The sequence below is a fragment of the Streptomyces sp. NPDC002536 genome, assembly GCF_053594995.1.
Genome location: NZ_JBSFWU010000024.1, coordinates 67,037 through 82,537, shown reverse-complemented (window position 1 = coordinate 82,537; position 15,501 = coordinate 67,037). Strand labels below are relative to the sequence as shown.

Sequence of the window (15,501 nt, the reverse complement as noted above, 5' to 3'; positions counted from 1 at the left end):
CGCATTGTCGTGACGGCAGTACAGAGTTGTGAACTCCCGACCTGCCGTTGCGGTCCCGCGGGACCGCAACGGCGGCTTCGAACCGCAGATCGTCCCGAAGAACGCTCGGCGGCTGTCGGGGGTCGACGAGCAGGTCCTGGCCCTCTACACGCTCGGCATGACGGTCCGTGACATCCGCTCGTATCTGGCGAAGACGTATGGGACCGAGGTGTCGCCGGACCTCATCTCGAAGGTGACCGACGCCGTCAACGATGAGATCACAGCGTGGCAGTCACGGCCGCTCGACGCGGTCTGGCCGGTCGTCCACATCGACGCGCTGTGGATCAAAGTGCGGGACGGCAAGGTGGCGAACCGCCCCGTCTGTCTCGCCGTCGGAGTTGCCCTCGACGGCTGCAAGCACGTCCTTGGCCTGTGGATCGGCAAGGACGGCGAGGGCGCCCGCCAGTGGCTCACCATCTTCGGCGAGTTGAGGGCCCTCGGAGTTGAGGACGTACTCGTGGCCTGCTGCGACGGGCTCCCTGGGGCCGGACGCCATCAACGCCGTCCGGCCCCGAGCGACCGTTCAAACCTGTGTGATCCACTTGGTGAGGCCTTCTCTCCGATACGCGTCGAAGGCCGACCACGGCAAGCTCGTACCGGCGCTGCTGCAAGACCCACGTCGCGCCGCACTGGAAGGCCGCGCTGAACGCCTTCTCGATCTACTTCCAGGACCGTATTACGCTCAACTGAAACCCCAGGACTTACACGGAGTCACTAACATGCCCTTCTACTGCGTGAGCACGGGCAGGGATTCCAATCCCCGCATGAGCCGTGTGCGGCGCCACTGAAGTTCTTCGGTGGCTACGGCGAGGCGTAGTCCGGGGAATCGGGTCAGCAGCGCGCGGAGGACGATCTCCGCCTCGGCCAGGGCGAGCGGCGCGCCGAGGCAGCGGTGGATTCCGTGGCCGAAGGCCAGGTGTCCCCTGGCGTCACGGTCGGCGTCGGGGCGATCGGGAGTCGGGTACCGGGCGGGGTCGCGGTTGGCTGCTCCGGGCGAGATGAGCACGGGGACGCCAGCGGGGATTTCGGTCTCCCCGAGGGTGATCGGTTGGGTGCTGTAGCGGAAGGTGGCGATGCCGACCGGTGAGTCGTAGCGCAGCAGTTCATCCAGCATGTTGCTGATCTGGCCGGGTTCAACTCGTGCGCGGTCGAGGAGTTCGGGGTGTTGGAGGAGTGCCAGGACGGCGTTGCCGATGAAGTTCGTGGTGGTCTCGTGGCCGGCGACGAGCAGGAGGACGGCCAGGGAGACGAGCTCGTCTTCGCTGAGCTGGTCGCCTTCGTCCCGGACAGTGATGAGGTCGTGCAGGAGACTGTCGTCCGGGAAGCATCGCTTCGCCTCGATGAGGCTGGCCATGTAGCCGGCCACGGCGTGGGAGGCCGCGTCGATCTGCTGGGGCTGTCCGGCGGCGAAGAGGTCGTTCGACCAGGCGCGTACCCGGGCTCGGTCGGCCTCGGGGACGCCGAGCAGCTGGCAGATCACCGTGACCGGCAGCGGGATGGCAAGACCGGCGACGAGGTCGGCTTCACCGTCGCGCGGGAGAGCGTCGAGGAGGTGGTCGACGGTGTGCTGGATGTACGGGCGCAGGCGGGTGACGGCACCGGTGGTGAACGCTTTGGTCACCAGGCGGCGCAGCCGGGTGTGTTCGGGTGGGTCGGTGGCCAGCATGGTGTGGGCGACTGCGGGGTGGAGGTTGCGGGCGGAGGCGCGGGCGGCGAAGAACCGGACGGTGTCCTTGGACAGGCCCGGGTGCGTGAATGCCGCCTTCGCTTCGGCGTAGCCGGTCACGAGGTAGCTCGGCCTGCCTCCAGAGCCGGTGGTCACCTGGTGCACAGGGGCTGCCGCGCGGAGTTCGTCGTAGAAGAGGTAGGGGTTCTGGAGGAACTCCGGGCACGACAGCGGGTCGCTCATGGTGTGGGGACTGCTTCCTTGTCCTGGACGGTCCCGGTGATGATCGCACGCACGACGTCGCTGTTGGCGTATGCCTGGGCGACGAGCAGCAACCACTCGGGCTCGGCTCTCGGGGTGCCCTCTCGTTCATCGGTGCCGGGTGCAGGCCGGGCAATGTCGCCATTCGGCTTCAGGCCTCGGTGCTTTGGTGGCCGCCGACAACGCCTCGTACTCCGACATGGTGTTCGGCCTGTTCAAGATCCTCGGCTACAACTTCAGCCCGCGCTTCCGCGACCTGGACGACCAGCGGTTCTGGCGGGCCGCCATGCCCGGCGTCGACACGGGCACGTACGGCGCACTGGAGGGCCTGGCCCGCAACCGCGTGAACCTGAACAAGGTGATCACGCACTGGCCGGGCATGCTGAAGGTCGCCGGTTCCCTGGTCACCAACCAGGTCCACGCCTACGACCTGCTGCGCATGTTCGGACGCGACGGGCGCCCGACCCCGCTGGGATCGGCGTTCGCCGAGTACGGGCGGATCGCCAAGACCGAGCACCTGCTGCGGGTAGTCGACCCGGTCGACGACACCTACCGGCGGCAGACGCCGCCGTCGCCCAGCTCCAGGGCCACGAGATCCGCGAGGAGGACATCGCCCGCCTGTCCCCGCTCAAGCACCGCAACCTGAACCTGCTCGGCCGCTACAGCTTCATCGCCCAGGTCCCGGCCGCCGGCGCCCTGCGCCCGCTGCGTGACCCGGACGCGCCGGAGCTGGACGAGGGCGAGGATGGCGGGCATGAGTGAGCGTCAGTAGCCGACCACATCACTGTGTTATGGGTAGGCACTCGGTGAGCAGGTCGACAATGTCGCGCCAAGCTCGCTGTGCGTGCCGCGGGTGGTAGCCGACACCGGGGGGCACGGCGTGGTCGACCGGTGGGTGGTGGAAGGCGTGCAAGGCTCCGCCGTAGACCGTGAGGCGCCAGTCGACGCCTGCGGCCTGCATTTCGGCGGTGAATGCCTCCCGTTGCGCGGGCGGCATGATCGGGTCTTCCGAACCGACTCCGGCCCACACCGGACAGCGAATGCGTGTCGCCTCGTCCGGTCGGCCCGTGGTCAGTGCATTGACTGTCCCGATCGCGCGCAGGTTAACGCCGTCGCGCCCGAGTTCCAACGCAATGGCGCCCCCGGTGCCGTAACCGACAGCCGCAATGCGGTCGAGGTCGGCCCGCGATTCCGCGCGCAACACGTCAAGCGCCGCGTGGCCGATGCACCGCATCCGGTCGGGATCGGAGAGCAGCGGCATGCAACGGGCCAGCATCTCCTCGGGATCGCTCAAATAGCGCCCTCCATGCAGGTCAAAGGCCAGTGCCACGTACCCCAGCTCCGCCAGGGCCTCGGCCCGGCGGCGCTCGACGTGGCTGAGTCCCATCCCCTCGGGTCCGATCAGGACTGCGGGTCGGCGATCGGCACCGGCCGGGAGCGCGAGGTGCCCGATCATCGTCAGGTTGTCGGCTGGATACTCCACTGCACGCGTTGTGACCGTCGTCATGCGACTGGACTGTAGTGACCGTGAGGTTCGCTCGGACGGTTGTTCACCGCTGGCGGACAGTGGTCTGTCTCGGCTGCGTCTCCGGGGTGTTGTCCACTTGTCGTCAAACGATCGTTTGACGACAGGGCGGCGGCGCGTCCAATGAACCCGTGCAATCCGGGGGTTCGCGGCGGCCCGAATCCCATCAGATCCGATGCTGACTGCTGACAGGGTTTGACGACAGATAGGGTCCGATCCTCCGTACGGAAGGGGCCCTTCGGTGGCGAACCTGGTCCACAAGCGGGTCTCGGCCGACCAGCAGTTCACCGCCCGGCAGAACCTCGTCCTGGCCGAGGCCGGGGTCGAGGACCCGGTCGTCTTCGAGGAGGACCCGGGCACCTCCAGCCGCCGCCACCCCCTCCAGCGCCCGAAGTTCCGTGAACTGCTCACCTACGCGCGGCCGGGCGACACCGTGCACATCTCCGAGATGTTCCGTCTCGTGCGCGGCACCGGGCACATCCTCGACGTGCTCGACGTCCTCCACCGTGACCAGGTCGCGCTGCGCGTCCACGACGGCGCGTTCTCCGCGATGGACCTCACCGCACGCCACCCGCGCACCGGAGAGCTGCTGTCCACCGTGAGGTTCATGGTGCAGACCCTCGCCGCCGGCGGCGAACTCCAACGCGACCTCCAGCGAGAGCTGACCTACGACGGGCTGCGCGCCGCCGAGGCCAAGGGCAGCAAGGGCGGACGCCGGAGCAAGGATCGTCGTGACTGCTGACTCCGTGCCGCATCGGGGATGCCTGGCGGTGATCACCACCAGCCGGCGGGAGGTCCTGCTGCAACTGCCCGGCATCCCCTGACCCGGCCACTGGTCGCTCCCAGGCGGTGGGCAAGAGCCGGGGGAAACCCGATGGACACCATCCTTTGGGAACTTGAGGAAGAGACCGACATCTGCCTGGACAGCATCGAGCCGGTCACCGATATCGCGTACGCACCGCTCAAGACGCCACCCCACGTGTTCGTCGGCATCTGGGACGGGCAGGAGAGCGAACTGCGCCTGGGCGAGGGACAAGCCCTGCGCTCCTTCCCCATAGAAAAGTTGTTCTCCACCGTTTCGCTGTCTCGCGAGACATCGCCAGCGCCGCTTCGAGAACTTCACCGCAACGAAACGGCCCGGCGTCGAAGATCGGGTGGAACCCGTGCGTGAGACACCCAAGTACGATTCGAGCGCCTGCTTGATCACCTCGTAGGGGGAGCATCCTGCGCGGAGGGCGTGAGCGTGGAGCCATACCTCCAGCTGTTCCGACAAGTACTTGGCGCGGTTGTCGAGACTGACACACCGTGTCGGCAGGCGGCGGCTGGGAAATTCGCTTTCGGCCGCCGGAGTGCGGTGATAGACAGCCGTAGTGCAGAAGAATCTTGAACTCCCTGACCTGCTGCGACTGATCGACGAGCGGGCGACGGCCTTCCGGGCCGCGATCGCCGCCGCGCCCAGCCTGGACGTGCAGGTGCCGACCTGTCCCGAGTGGACGCTGTTCGACCTGGCGCGGCACCTGGGCTCGGGTCGCCCGTTCTGGGCCGCCGTCGTCGAGGCCGGTCCGGCCGACGCCCCGCCGGCCGAGGCCGTGGCGGCGCGCGCCGAGGCGCAGGCGCCCCGGGAGCGCGAGGCGTTGGTGGCCTGGCTGGCCGCGTCGACGCAGGAGCTGCTGGACACCCTGCGGGAGGTCGGCCCGGACGCCGAGTGCTGGACGTGGTGGGGCGCCTCGCAGTCGCCGCGGACCAGCGGTGCCGTCGCCCGGCACCAGCTTCAGGAGATCGCGATGCACACCTATGACGCCCAGCTCACCGTGGGCGCCGCGCAGCCGCTGCCGGCAGAGGTGGCGCTGGACGGCGTCGAGGACTTCCTGTTCACCTGCTGCGCGTGGTCGGGCGTCTGGCCGCACGAGCCGGCCGTCGTCGACTACCACGCCACCGAGGGCCGCTCCTGGCGCTTCACGGTCGAGGCGGACGGCGCCCGCGCCGTCCGCCTCCCGGCTGCCGGCGAGGGCGAGGCCCAGGCCCCGGCCGACGCCTCCGCCCGGGGCACGGCCGGTGAGCTGGTCCTGTGGTTCTACGGACGCACACCGCTGGACTCGGTGAAGATCGACGGCGACCGGGTCGTCTTCGAGCGGCTCTTCGCCTGGGACCCGAACGCGTAAAGCGTGGTCGACGACGCGGTCACCCGTTCGCTGAGACAGTCTCAAACCGTAGGGAGAACAGCTGCCGGAGCGGATGCCGCCGCACATGCGGCACTACATCCGGCACATCACCGCGCTCGATTTCGGCCCGGGCACGGCTCAGTGATCGGCTCTATTCAGTACGCAGAGAACATTTCAGTTGCTGGTACTGCTCTCTCTGTTCGATGCTGTGAAGCCGACGAACGAGGAGAGTCCTGTGGGGTTGTGCTTGTTTCCGGACGGCAGCGACGCCGACGGTCCGGACGTCTCCTGGTCGTACCACGGGTTCCATGCTCTGCGGCAGCGGCTGGCCGAGACCGAGGGGTTCATCCTGGACGAGATGCAGGGCTTCCGGAGCGGTGAGCGCCCGTGGAGCGACGTCACCACTGCGTTGGAGCCGTTCCTTCATCACCCGGACGATGACGGCGAGCTCTCCGCTGCCGAATGCGCCTCAATCATTCCCCGGCTGGAGGCGATCACCGACCAGTGGTTGCGCCAGGGCGACGACCTGCTCCTGCGGCATCACATCGACGACACCCGGCAATTGGTGGTAGTGCTGCGTCGGTGCGTCGAGAAGAACGTGGCGCTGCAGTTCGGTTGATCCTCTCCCCTCCGGGAGCAGGACCGGCTGCACGATCCTCTTCCTGTACGAGCCGCTCCCGGTGACGGAAGGGTGATGCGGAGGTCCACCCCTGGCCCGCGTCTCACGGTTCTGTCCGGCGCCTGTGTGCGGGGCGCCTGTACGAAATGGCCACCGCGGTGGCCAGGGTGACCGCACCGGCGATGACAGCCGTGCGCGTCATACCGGTGATGAAGGCATCCGTGACGGCTTGGGCCAAACGGGTCTGGTGGGGAACGGGAAGTCGGGGCAGGGTGGCTGCCGCGGTGAGGATGTTGTCGGTGGCCGCGTTGCGGACAGGGGCTGAAAGCCCGGTGCCCGTGAGGTTGTTCCGGGCATGGGTGGTGTAGGTGGTGGCCAGGACGGACCCTTGTACGGCGACTCCCAGTGCTGCTCCGACCTGCCGGGTGGCGTCGTTGATCGCGGAACCGAGCCCTGCCCTGTGGTGGGGAACGGCCCCCATGACGGCTGCCGTTGCCGGGGAGAACGCCACTCCCGCCCCCAGTCCCGCCAGGACCTGGAAGACGACGAGGTGGCCGTAGCCGGACGTGGTGCCGGTGGTGGCGAGGACGGTGAAGGCGGAGGCGACCAGGGCGAGGCCCAGGAGCACGGCCCGTTTCTCGCCCATGCGGCCGGCCACGGGCTGGGACGCTGCGGCGCCGACGGCCAGAGAGGCCGGAAGCGGGAGCGTACGCTGTCCGGCCTGCCAGGGGGTGTAGCCGAGCACGCCTTGCAGGTAGAGCGTCATCACGAACAGGGCGCCCAGCAGGCTGAAGGACATCAGTGCCAGCGTGGCGGCGTTCATGCCGATGCGGGAGTTGCGCAGCAGGGCGAGCGGCAACAGGGGGTGGCGGCAACGGTGTTCGTACAGGAGGAAGGCCGACAGCAGGAGGGCGGCGAGACCGTAACCGGTGAGCACCGGCGGGCTGCTCCAGCCGAGTTGAGGGCTTTCGATGATGGCGGCGACCAGGGCCAGCAGGCCGGCAGCGGCCAGCAGCGCACCGGGCAGGTCGATGGGTTCGGGCCGGGTGCTGCGCACCTCGGGCACGAGCCACAGTGCCAGGGTGATGGCGATGGCGGCGATGGGGAGGTTGAGCCAGAACGCGGCGCGCCAGGAGAGGTGTTCGACCAGCCAGCCGCCGACGACCGGGCCGGCCAGGCCGCCGGCCCCTCCGACGGCCGTCCACACGGCGATGGCCCGGCGCCGTAGGTGCGGTTCGGGGAAGAGGTGGCAGATCAGGGCGAGGGTGGCGGGCATGAGCAGGGCGGCTCCGGCGCCCAGGACACAGCGCGAGGCGATGACCTGCCAGGGTGCCGGGGCAAGGGCGCCGAGGACGGATGCGGTGCCGCAGACGGCGAGGCCGGTGACGAAGGCGCGTCTGCGGCCGATGCGGTCGGTGAGGGCTCCGGTCGTCAGCACGGTGCCGCCCAGGACCAGCGCGTAGCCGTCGACGATCCAGTGCAGTGCGGTGACGCCGGGCCTGAGGTCGTCCTCCAGGCTGGGCAGGGCGACGTTGAGGACGGTCAGGTCGAGGCCCAGGAGGAAGAGCCCCAGGCAGACCACGAGGGTTGCGGCCCAGCGGCGACGGAGCGGGAACGGTGCGGTCTGCCGTACGAGCGCAGCGGATGTGCCGGGTGCGGGCCGGGGTGTGGTCATGCCGTGCCGGCGAGTGTGAGGATGCGGTGGGCGAGGTCGTCGATGCTGTCGGCATTGATGACCTCCATGGTGGGGATCTCGTAGGCCAGTTCGCTTTGGAGGCTGACGACCAGTTCGGTGGCCATGAGGGAGTCCAGGCCCAGCGCGTCCATGCCGCGTGTGCGGTCGATGCGTTCGGGGGCGCGCTGGGTGATGCGGGCGACGAGGGTGACGAGCAGGTCGGCGAGTGCATCCTTGTCGATGCCCGGGCTGCCGCCGGCCGGCAGGCGGCGGGCTTCGGTGGTCTGGGTGCTGCCGGGTGACTGGGTCGGCAGGAGTCCGGTGAATCGCGGTGTGTGCAGGATCGGCAGGATCGTGGCCATACGGCTGAAGTCGATGCGGGCCACCTGCAGAACGCCGGGGCCGTCGACGGTGGCCGGGGTGCCCGCGTCGTCACCGGGGTCGGTTCCCGGGCCGGTTCCGGGGCCGGTCATGAGGTCGTCGAGAGCGGTGAGGATCTGGGCGGTGGTCATGGGAGCGAGCCCCATGCGTTCCAGTACCTGGATGACTTCGTCCAGGGCTGCCATCCCGACCTCGCCGGAGAGTCCCCAGCCGATGGCCAGGCCGGGGAGGCCGGCCGCCCGGCGTGCGCGGACGATTCCTTCCATGGCGAGGTTGGCGGCGGCATAGGCGGCCTGGGCGCGGAGGCCGACCATGGCGGAGGCGGACGAGTGGACGACGAAGAAGTCCAGGCGTGCGTCGCGGGTCAGGCGGTCCAGGATCCTGGTGCCGGTCAGCTTCGGCGCGAGGACTGCTCGGGCGGTCTCGTCGCTCAGTTCGGTCAGCAGTGCGTCGCCCACGGCCATGGCCGAGTGGATGACGCCGCGCAGGGGACGCCCGGTGGCGGCGATGCCGTCGAGCACGGCGGCCATGGCGTCCGGGTCGGCCACGTCGACGGCGTGGGCTGTCGCGGTGGCGCCTCTGTGGGCCAGGTCGGTCAGCAGGTTGTCCGTGCCCGGTGTGGCGGGGCCGCGGCGGGAGAGGAGGGCGAGGTGGCGGGCTCCCCGGTCGGCGAGGAAGCCCGCGGCGGCGGCTCCGAGGCCGGTGAGGCCCCCGGTGACCAGGTAGGTGGCGTCGGGGTCGCACACGAGACGCCCGGGGGGTTCGGTGAGGCGGGGCCGGGGGGTGAGGGTGATGACCACCTTGCCGATGTGGTGGGAGCGGCGCAGCAGCGCGAACGCGTCCATGGCGGTGTCGGCGGAGTGGAGGTGGTGCGGCAGCGGGCGGTACGTCCCCTGCTGGACGCGGCGGGTGAGCTCGGCGAAGTGCCGTGCGGACAGTGCCGTCTGGCAGGTGAGCATCTGCAGGGCGTCGACGGCGTGGAAGGACAGGTTGTTGCGGAAGGCCCGCAGGGCCAGTCGGCCGCCGGTGTGGATGTCGCGCTTGCCGAGTTCGATGCAGCGGCCGCCGGGCCGCAGGATGTCGAGGTTGCGGGCGATGGCTTCGCCTGCAAGGGAGTTGAGGACGACATCGACGCCCTTGCCCCCGGTCAGTTCGAGCACCTGGTCGGCGAAGCCGAGGGTGCGGGAGTCCAGGACGTGGTCGGCGCCCAGCAGGGCCAGCAGCGCGCGTTTGGCGGGACTGCCGGCGGTGGCGATGATCCGTGCGCCGACGTGCTGGGCGTACTGCAGGGCGGCGAGGCCCACCCCGCCAGCCGCGCCGTGCACCAGGAGCGTCTCGCCTTCTCCGAGGCGGGCCAGGTGCTCCAGGGAGTGGTGCACCGTGAAGAAGGCGACCGGCAGGGTCGCCGCCTCGGCGAACGACAGGTGGTCCGGGATGCGTCCGGTGCATGCGGCGGGGACGGCGACGTGCGAGGCCAGGGCGCCGGGTGCACAGGCGAAGACCCGCTCCCCCGCCCTCAGTTCCGTGCCCGGGCCGACGGCGGTGACGACGCCCGCGCACTCCAGTCCCAGACTGTGTTCGCCGGGGGCGGGGACTTCGGCGCCCGGGGGCAGGGAGTCGGTGGCCAGCAGGACGTCACGGTAGTTGAGCCCGGCCGCCCGTACCTCGATGGTCACTTCGCCCGGGCCCGGGGCGGGCGGGGCAGGGGCGGGCACCCAGTCCAGGCCGAATCCGAGCCCTGGGCGGCGCAGCCGCAGCCGATGACAGCGCCCGCCGGCTGCAACGGTGGCGGCGGGCAGGTCGCGCACCCGGGGGACGAAGCGGCCGGCAGGGGTGAGGACGATCTCGTCCTCGGCTGTCGGTGTCAGCAGTTCGCGTGCCAGCCGGGTGGCGTCGGTCTCGGGCGACGGTCCTCGTGCGAAGGCCAGCCGTCGGACGGTGGGCCGGGGCTGTTCGTTGGCGAGGCAGCGGGCCACGGCCCAGGGCACGCAGTCCTCCGGGGCCGGGCGGGCCCCCGCCTCGGGCACGGCTCCCGACGGGCGGGTGACCAGCCACAGGGAGGGGTCGACCGTGCCGGGAAGCCGTGCGCAGGCGTGTGCGATGGCACGCAGGACGGCGGTGCGGGTGACGGCCTGCTCCAGGACGGTCCGGTCACGGTGCGGGGCGGTCGGGCTGTTGTCGTTCAACTCCGCGCTCTCGCCTGCCAGGAGGAGGACCAGGGCGGGCAGGGACCGGTCGGGACGGAGCCGAGCGGCCCACTGATCGGGATCGGTGACGGCCCGGACGAGGGTCACGGGTGCGTCGTCCGCCGAGCCGAGAGCCTTCGCGAGGGCGTGGGCGAGCGGGTCGTCCGGTTGCTCGGCGGCGACGATCCAACTGGTCGCGGGGGCAAAGGCTGCTCCCGCAAGGGCCGTTCCCGCGGGGACTGTCCTCGGGGCCGTCCGCCCGGCCGCACGTCGGGCGACGAGGACGGAGTGGTCGGCCTCGGCGCCGTCCGCGTTCAGCTGCACTGTCTCGTCGAATCCCTGGGCAGCGAGCAGCTCATGCCACTGTCCGGCCGTCAGGAGCGGGGAACGGGGGCGCAGATCGGTGTCGTCAATCTTCCAGAAGCTCTTCAGCTGGCCGAAACAGGGAAGGAGGCGGTCGAGGTTGTGCGTCTCGGCGGCCAGCAGGTGGCCGCCTTCGCCGAGCAGGTCGGCGAGGCGGGTGAGGCTTTCGCGCAGCCGGGTGGTGGCGTGCAGGACGTTGTCGGCCACGACGAGGTCGTACGCGCCCGGGGCGAACCCCTGGGGTTCGGGGTCCTGGTCCAGGTCGAGCGGGCGGTAGACGATGTGGTCGTGGTCGGCGAAGCGGGCGCGGGCGCGGGGGAAGAATGTCGCGGAGATGTCGGTGAAGGTGTAGTGCGTGCGCTGGGGCGGCAGAACGTCGAGCAGCGCCGCGGTCAAGGCCCCGGTGCCGGCGCCGACTTCCAGGACGCGCAGGGGTCGGCCCTCGGGCCAGTGCCGGACGAGTTCGCGGACGAGGGCGGTCATCCGGGCTTTGTCACGGCGGGGCACGGCGCCGGTGGAGTAGTAGTTCTCCACCCAGTGCCGGTCGCTGTCCCCGAAGAGCATGGCGACGGCGTCCTGACGGCCCAGGAGTACCTCGGGCAGCAGAGTGCCGCACTGCGCGTGCAGCACCGCTTCCGTGGCGCACTCCGGGACCGCGCGCAGCAGCTCGGCCAGAACGCCTTGGGGATCGGGGCGGGTGGCCGGCACGCGGTTCCCGTCGCCGTCGCGGTGCAACAGCCCCGCGCGTTCGGCCTGATCGAGTGCGGCGTCCAGCAGGCGCCGGTAGACGGGGAGCGCACCGGCGCCGATGAGGCTGTCGGGTGTGTAGGCGGTGGCTTCGGGATCCAGCGTGCGGAGCGCCCGGAGGGTGAAGTGCGCGCTCAACTGGTCGATCAGACGGGTGCCTTGGGCGTAGCGCTTTCCGTCCCAGTCCGCGTCTCTGGTGCGTTCGGCCGCACAGGCCAGTTCGTGCAGAGCGGGCAGAGGCGGTGCGGGTGCGACGGGGTCGTGTTCGTGGGGTGCTGCGCGCAGGACCGTGGCCAGGCGTCTCGGCGTGGTGTCGGCGGTCTCGAAGCGGCGCAGTCTGCAGCCTTCGGCCTCGGCGGTGACGTGGCCCTGGTCGTCCAGGAGGCGGATGTCCCAGGACACTTCGCGGGGCGTGGCCTCGCGGCGGCGTACGTGGACCCAGCCCTCCGCAGGAGCCTCGTCCCATACCCGCAGGGTCGTGATGGCCGAGGGCAGATAGGGGGCGTCAGGTGTGCGTCCGTCCTCGGTGCCGTCCTGGGCGAGGAGGGGAGCACCCGCTTGGAGGGCCGCGTCGAGGAGGGCGGGATGGAGCACGTACTGCGCGGACGTGGCCGGTTCCGGGACATCGGGGAGTGCGTAGCGGGCCAGGACCTCACCGTCACCGACCTGCAGGCCGGTGAGGACGGTGAAGGCAGGTCCGTAGGTGATGCCCACGGCGGCGGCTCTGGCGTGGGCATCGGCCGCAGGGACGGTCTCCGGCAGACGGGCGTGCAACGCCCGGATGTCCTCCGCCGCGGGCTGTTGGCGCAGCAGACGGCGTACGACGCCTCGGGCATGCGGGCGCCAGGGCCCGGTGCCGTCGCGGCTGGCGATGCGGACCGTGCCGTCGGCCGCGTCGAGCGAGGTCTGCAGGCGGACGTCCATGGCGGGGTCGTCGAAGGGCAGGGTCAGGGCCCGCTCGACGGCCAGGTCCTCGAGCTGGACGGCGCCTTGGAGGTGGAGGCGGCCAGCGCCCAGGGCCGTCTCGGCGAAGGCGGCGGCGGGCACGACGACCGCACCGGTGACGATGTGATCGGCGAGCCATCGGTGGCGGGTGGGATCGATGCGCAGCTGCCACAGGGGTTCGGCGTGGGCGGCGCGCTCGCCGAGGAGCGGATGGTGATGCTGTCCGTCGCCGCAGCCCTGCCCGAACCATCGCGGGGAGCCGTGCCAGTGGTGTTCCCGCTGCCAGGGGTAGGCGGGCAGGTCCTGGACCCGGCCCGGCACGGGGAAGAACGCTCCGACGTCGGTGCGGGCGTCGGCGGCGAGCAGGGCGGCGACGGTCCGTTCCAGGGCATCGGCTCCGTCCCGGTCCCGCGACAGGGTGGGCAGTACGGTGGTGGGCCCGGCGCCGTCCACGGCGAGGATGCGGCGCAGGTAGAGGGAGAGGACCGGGTGCGGGCCGATCTCCACGAAGGCGTCACAGCCCGTGGCCGCCAGCGCCCGGACAGCCTCCGGTAGTTGCACGGGGCGGCGGACGTTGTGCCACCAGTACTCCCCCGTCAGTGATGCTCCCGGCTGGAGGGTGCCGGTGACGGTCGAGGCGAACGGCAGCGCCCCGGCCTGCGGTTGCAGCGCGGCCAGAGCGGCGCGCAGGTCTGCCTCGACGGGGTCCATGTGCGAGGTGTGAAAGGCGTGGTCGAGGTCGAGCATCCGGAAGAAGACGCCCTGGCCGGCCAGCTTTCCGGCCAGTTCGTCGAGAGCGTCCTCGTCACCGGCGACCGTCACGTCGCGGGGACTGTTGACTGCTGCCAGTTCCAACAGCCCCTTGAAGAAGTCCAGTTCCTCCAACGCCCTGTCGGCTGGAAGACCCACGGCGGCCATCCGTCCGGAACCGGCAGTACGGCCCTGGACCCGGCTGCGGTGAGTGATGACCTCGGCGGCGGAGACGAGGTCGAGCGCGCCACAGGCGTGGGCGGCGGCGACCTCGCCGACGCTGTGTCCGGCCACGCCGGCAGGGCGCACCCCGTACGCCGCCAGCGCGGCGGTGAGCGCCACCTGCACGGTGAACAGCAGGGGCTGGGCGATCTCCGTCCGCGCCTGCCAGGCTGCGTCGGTACCGTGGGCCAGTTCTTCTCGTACGGACCAGCCGAGCAGGGGCGACAGAACCGCGTCGACCTCGTCGACGGCGCCCCGGAAGGCGGGAACGGCTTCCTGCCCGGGTGCGGTGAGCAACCGGCGCCCCATTCCCGTCCATTGGGCGCCGTTGCCGCTGTAGACGAAGGCGGTCATGCCGTTCTTGAGCACGGGCACGGGCGAGGCGTCGACGCCGGCGCGCAGGTGGGCGGAGGCGGTACGGGCGTCGGTGGCCAGGACGACGGAGCGATAGGGGTGTCGGCCGCGCCGCATGAGGGTGGTGTGGGCGATGTCGTAGAACGTGCCGGTGTCTGCGCCTGTGGCGTCGAGGTGGTCGGCGAGTTCGATGGCCGCCGCGGCGAGAGCCTCGGGCGTGCGCGCGGAGACCAGCACCGGACGCAGGCCCTCAGGCGGGTCGTGCCGTCGGGCAGGTGCAGGGGCGGGTGCGAGGACCGCGTGGGCGTTGGAGCCGCCGAATCCGAAGGAGTTGACGCCCACCAGTCCGCCGCGGGCCGTTGCCAGCGGAGTGGCCGCGGTCACCGGGGTCAGGCCCAGGCGGGGGAAGTCGATGGCGGGATTGACCGGCAGGCCGTGCAAGGACGGCGGGATGACGCGATGGCGCAGGACGAGGACGGCCTTGAGCAGCCCGGCCAGCCCCGATGCGGACTCCAGGTGCCCGAGGTTGGTCTTGACCGACCCGATGGGCAGCGGTAATTGGGCGGAACACCTTCCGGTCAGGGCCGTCGAGATGGCCTCGCACTCCAGGGGGTCGCCCACGGGGGTTCCCGTGCCGTGGGCCTCCATGTACACCAGCTCGCGGGCGTCCGGTCCCGACGGTCCGTACACCTGGCACAGCAGGGCGGCCTGCGCCTGGGCGCTGGGCTGGGCCAGGCCGGGGGTGCGTCCGTCGCTGTTGGTCCCGGTGGCCACGATCACGGCGTGGATGCGGTCGTTGTCGGCGAGGGCCCGGTCGAGGGGCTTGAGGACGAGGAGCACGCCTCCCTCGGCCCGTACGAACCCGTCGGCGGCCGCGGAGAAGGCGCGGCAGCGGCCGGTGGGCGAGAGCATCGACGCCTTGGCGAAGCCGACGAACTCGTGGGGCCCGATGAGGATGTTGACTCCGGCGGCCAGCGCCAGCTCTCCGCCGGAGCCGAGGAACGTGCACGCCTGGTGGAGGGCGACCAGGCTCGACGAGCAGGCGGTGTCCACGGCGAGGCTGGGGCCGCGCAGGTCGAAGGCGTGGGAGAGGCGCCCCGCGGTGTTGCCGCTCGCGAGCCCGGTCATGGTGTGCCGGTCGACGGTCTCCAGTCGGCTGAGCTGGAGGTTGCCGTAGGCGTGGTTGGACACCCCGACGAAGACACCGGTGCCGGAACCGGCCAGGCGGGCCGGGTCGATGCCGGCGTCGTCCACTCCCTCGGCGGCCAGTTCCAGCAGGATCCGCTGCTGCGGGTCCATGCGGTCGGCTTCGCGCGGGGAGAGGGAGAAGTACTCCGCGTCGAAGCCCGCGATGTCGTCGAGCACTCCGGCCGCCGCCGTGTAGCTGCGCCCGGGCCGCCGCGGGTCGGTGTCGGTGAACTCCTGTGCGTCGAACCGTTCGGCAGGCATCCGCGTGACCAGATCCCGCCCTTCGAGGAGCGCGGACCACAGCGTGCCCAGGCTGTTCAGGCCGCCTGGGAGGCGGAGGGCGATCCCGACGACTGCCACATCGCCTCTACGGCCGGTCTCCCCCGTGCGGCTGTCAACTGGAGAATCCATTTCCGCC

At 70.8% G+C, this 15,501-nt stretch carries 8 protein-coding genes and 2 pseudogenes; 6 read left to right on the top strand and 4 right to left on the bottom strand.

The features are described 5' to 3' along the window. Positions 1–46: 46 nt before the first annotated feature. Positions 47–698 (top strand): annotated as a pseudogene (locus ACWD4B_RS11890) (IS256 family transposase); the annotation flags it as partial. Between the two features lie 68 nt (positions 699–766). Here the strand turns inward: ACWD4B_RS11890 and ACWD4B_RS11885 are convergent. Beyond that, positions 767–1,948: a cytochrome P450 family protein gene (locus ACWD4B_RS11885; RefSeq protein ID WP_451420618.1), complete on the bottom strand. Its 1,182-nt coding sequence runs from the start codon at positions 1,946–1,948 to the stop codon at positions 767–769. Between the two features lie 184 nt (positions 1,949–2,132). Between ACWD4B_RS11885 and ACWD4B_RS11880 the strand changes: the two are divergent. Further along, positions 2,133–2,728, top strand: a pseudogene (locus ACWD4B_RS11880) (Tn3 family transposase); the annotation flags it as partial. 19 nt (positions 2,729–2,747) lie between these two features. Here ACWD4B_RS11880 and ACWD4B_RS11875 read toward each other — a convergent pair. Then, positions 2,748–3,473, bottom strand: a complete 726-nt coding sequence (locus tag ACWD4B_RS11875; RefSeq protein ID WP_451420617.1) for a dienelactone hydrolase family protein — start codon at positions 3,471–3,473, stop codon at positions 2,748–2,750. A gap of 259 nt (positions 3,474–3,732) precedes the next feature. Between ACWD4B_RS11875 and ACWD4B_RS11870 the strand changes: the two genes are divergently transcribed. The 4 genes from ACWD4B_RS11870 (at position 3,733) to ACWD4B_RS11855 (ending at position 6,272) form a co-directional block, all read left to right on the top strand. Then, on the top strand, positions 3,733–4,233 hold the full coding sequence (locus ACWD4B_RS11870; protein WP_451420616.1) for a recombinase family protein: 501 nt from the start codon (positions 3,733–3,735) through the stop codon (positions 4,231–4,233). A gap of 132 nt (positions 4,234–4,365) precedes the next feature. Then, on the top strand, positions 4,366–4,662 hold the full coding sequence (locus ACWD4B_RS11865; RefSeq protein ID WP_451420615.1) for a hypothetical protein: 297 nt from the start codon (positions 4,366–4,368) through the stop codon (positions 4,660–4,662). Between the two features lie 199 nt (positions 4,663–4,861). Next, positions 4,862–5,653 carry a maleylpyruvate isomerase family mycothiol-dependent enzyme gene (locus ACWD4B_RS11860; protein WP_451420614.1) on the top strand — a complete coding sequence of 264 codons (792 nt, stop codon included), beginning with the start codon at positions 4,862–4,864 and terminating at the stop codon, positions 5,651–5,653. 178 nt (positions 5,654–5,831) lie between these two features. After that, entirely contained in the window at positions 5,832–6,272 is a 441-nt protein-coding gene (locus tag ACWD4B_RS11855; protein ID WP_451420613.1) for a hypothetical protein, read from the top strand. 103 nt (positions 6,273–6,375) lie between these two features. On the opposite strand, the gene ACWD4B_RS11850 is transcribed toward ACWD4B_RS11855, so the two are convergent. Together ACWD4B_RS11850 and ACWD4B_RS11845 are read right to left on the bottom strand one after the other, a co-directional pair. After that, positions 6,376–7,947 carry an MFS transporter gene (locus tag ACWD4B_RS11850; protein ID WP_451420612.1) on the bottom strand — a complete coding sequence of 524 codons (1,572 nt, stop codon included), beginning with the start codon at positions 7,945–7,947 and terminating at the stop codon, positions 6,376–6,378. After that, on the bottom strand, positions 7,944–15,443 hold the full coding sequence (locus tag ACWD4B_RS11845; protein ID WP_451420611.1) for an SDR family NAD(P)-dependent oxidoreductase: 7,500 nt from the start codon (positions 15,441–15,443) through the stop codon (positions 7,944–7,946). Before ACWD4B_RS11845 ends, ACWD4B_RS11850 begins: the two co-directional genes overlap by 4 nt. Between the last annotated feature and the right edge of the window lie 58 nt (positions 15,444–15,501).

Coding starts and splice junctions, on each gene's coding strand:
- ACWD4B_RS11885 (WP_451420618.1), bottom strand. CDS start 1,948: ATGAGCGACCCGCTGTCGTGCCCGGAGTTCCTCCAGAACCCCTACCTC.
- ACWD4B_RS11850 (WP_451420612.1), bottom strand. CDS start 7,947: ATGACCACACCCCGGCCCGCACCCGGCACATCCGCTGCGCTCGTACGG.
- ACWD4B_RS11865 (WP_451420615.1), top strand. CDS start 4,366: ATGGACACCATCCTTTGGGAACTTGAGGAAGAGACCGACATCTGCCTG.
- ACWD4B_RS11875 (WP_451420617.1), bottom strand. CDS start 3,473: ATGACGACGGTCACAACGCGTGCAGTGGAGTATCCAGCCGACAACCTG.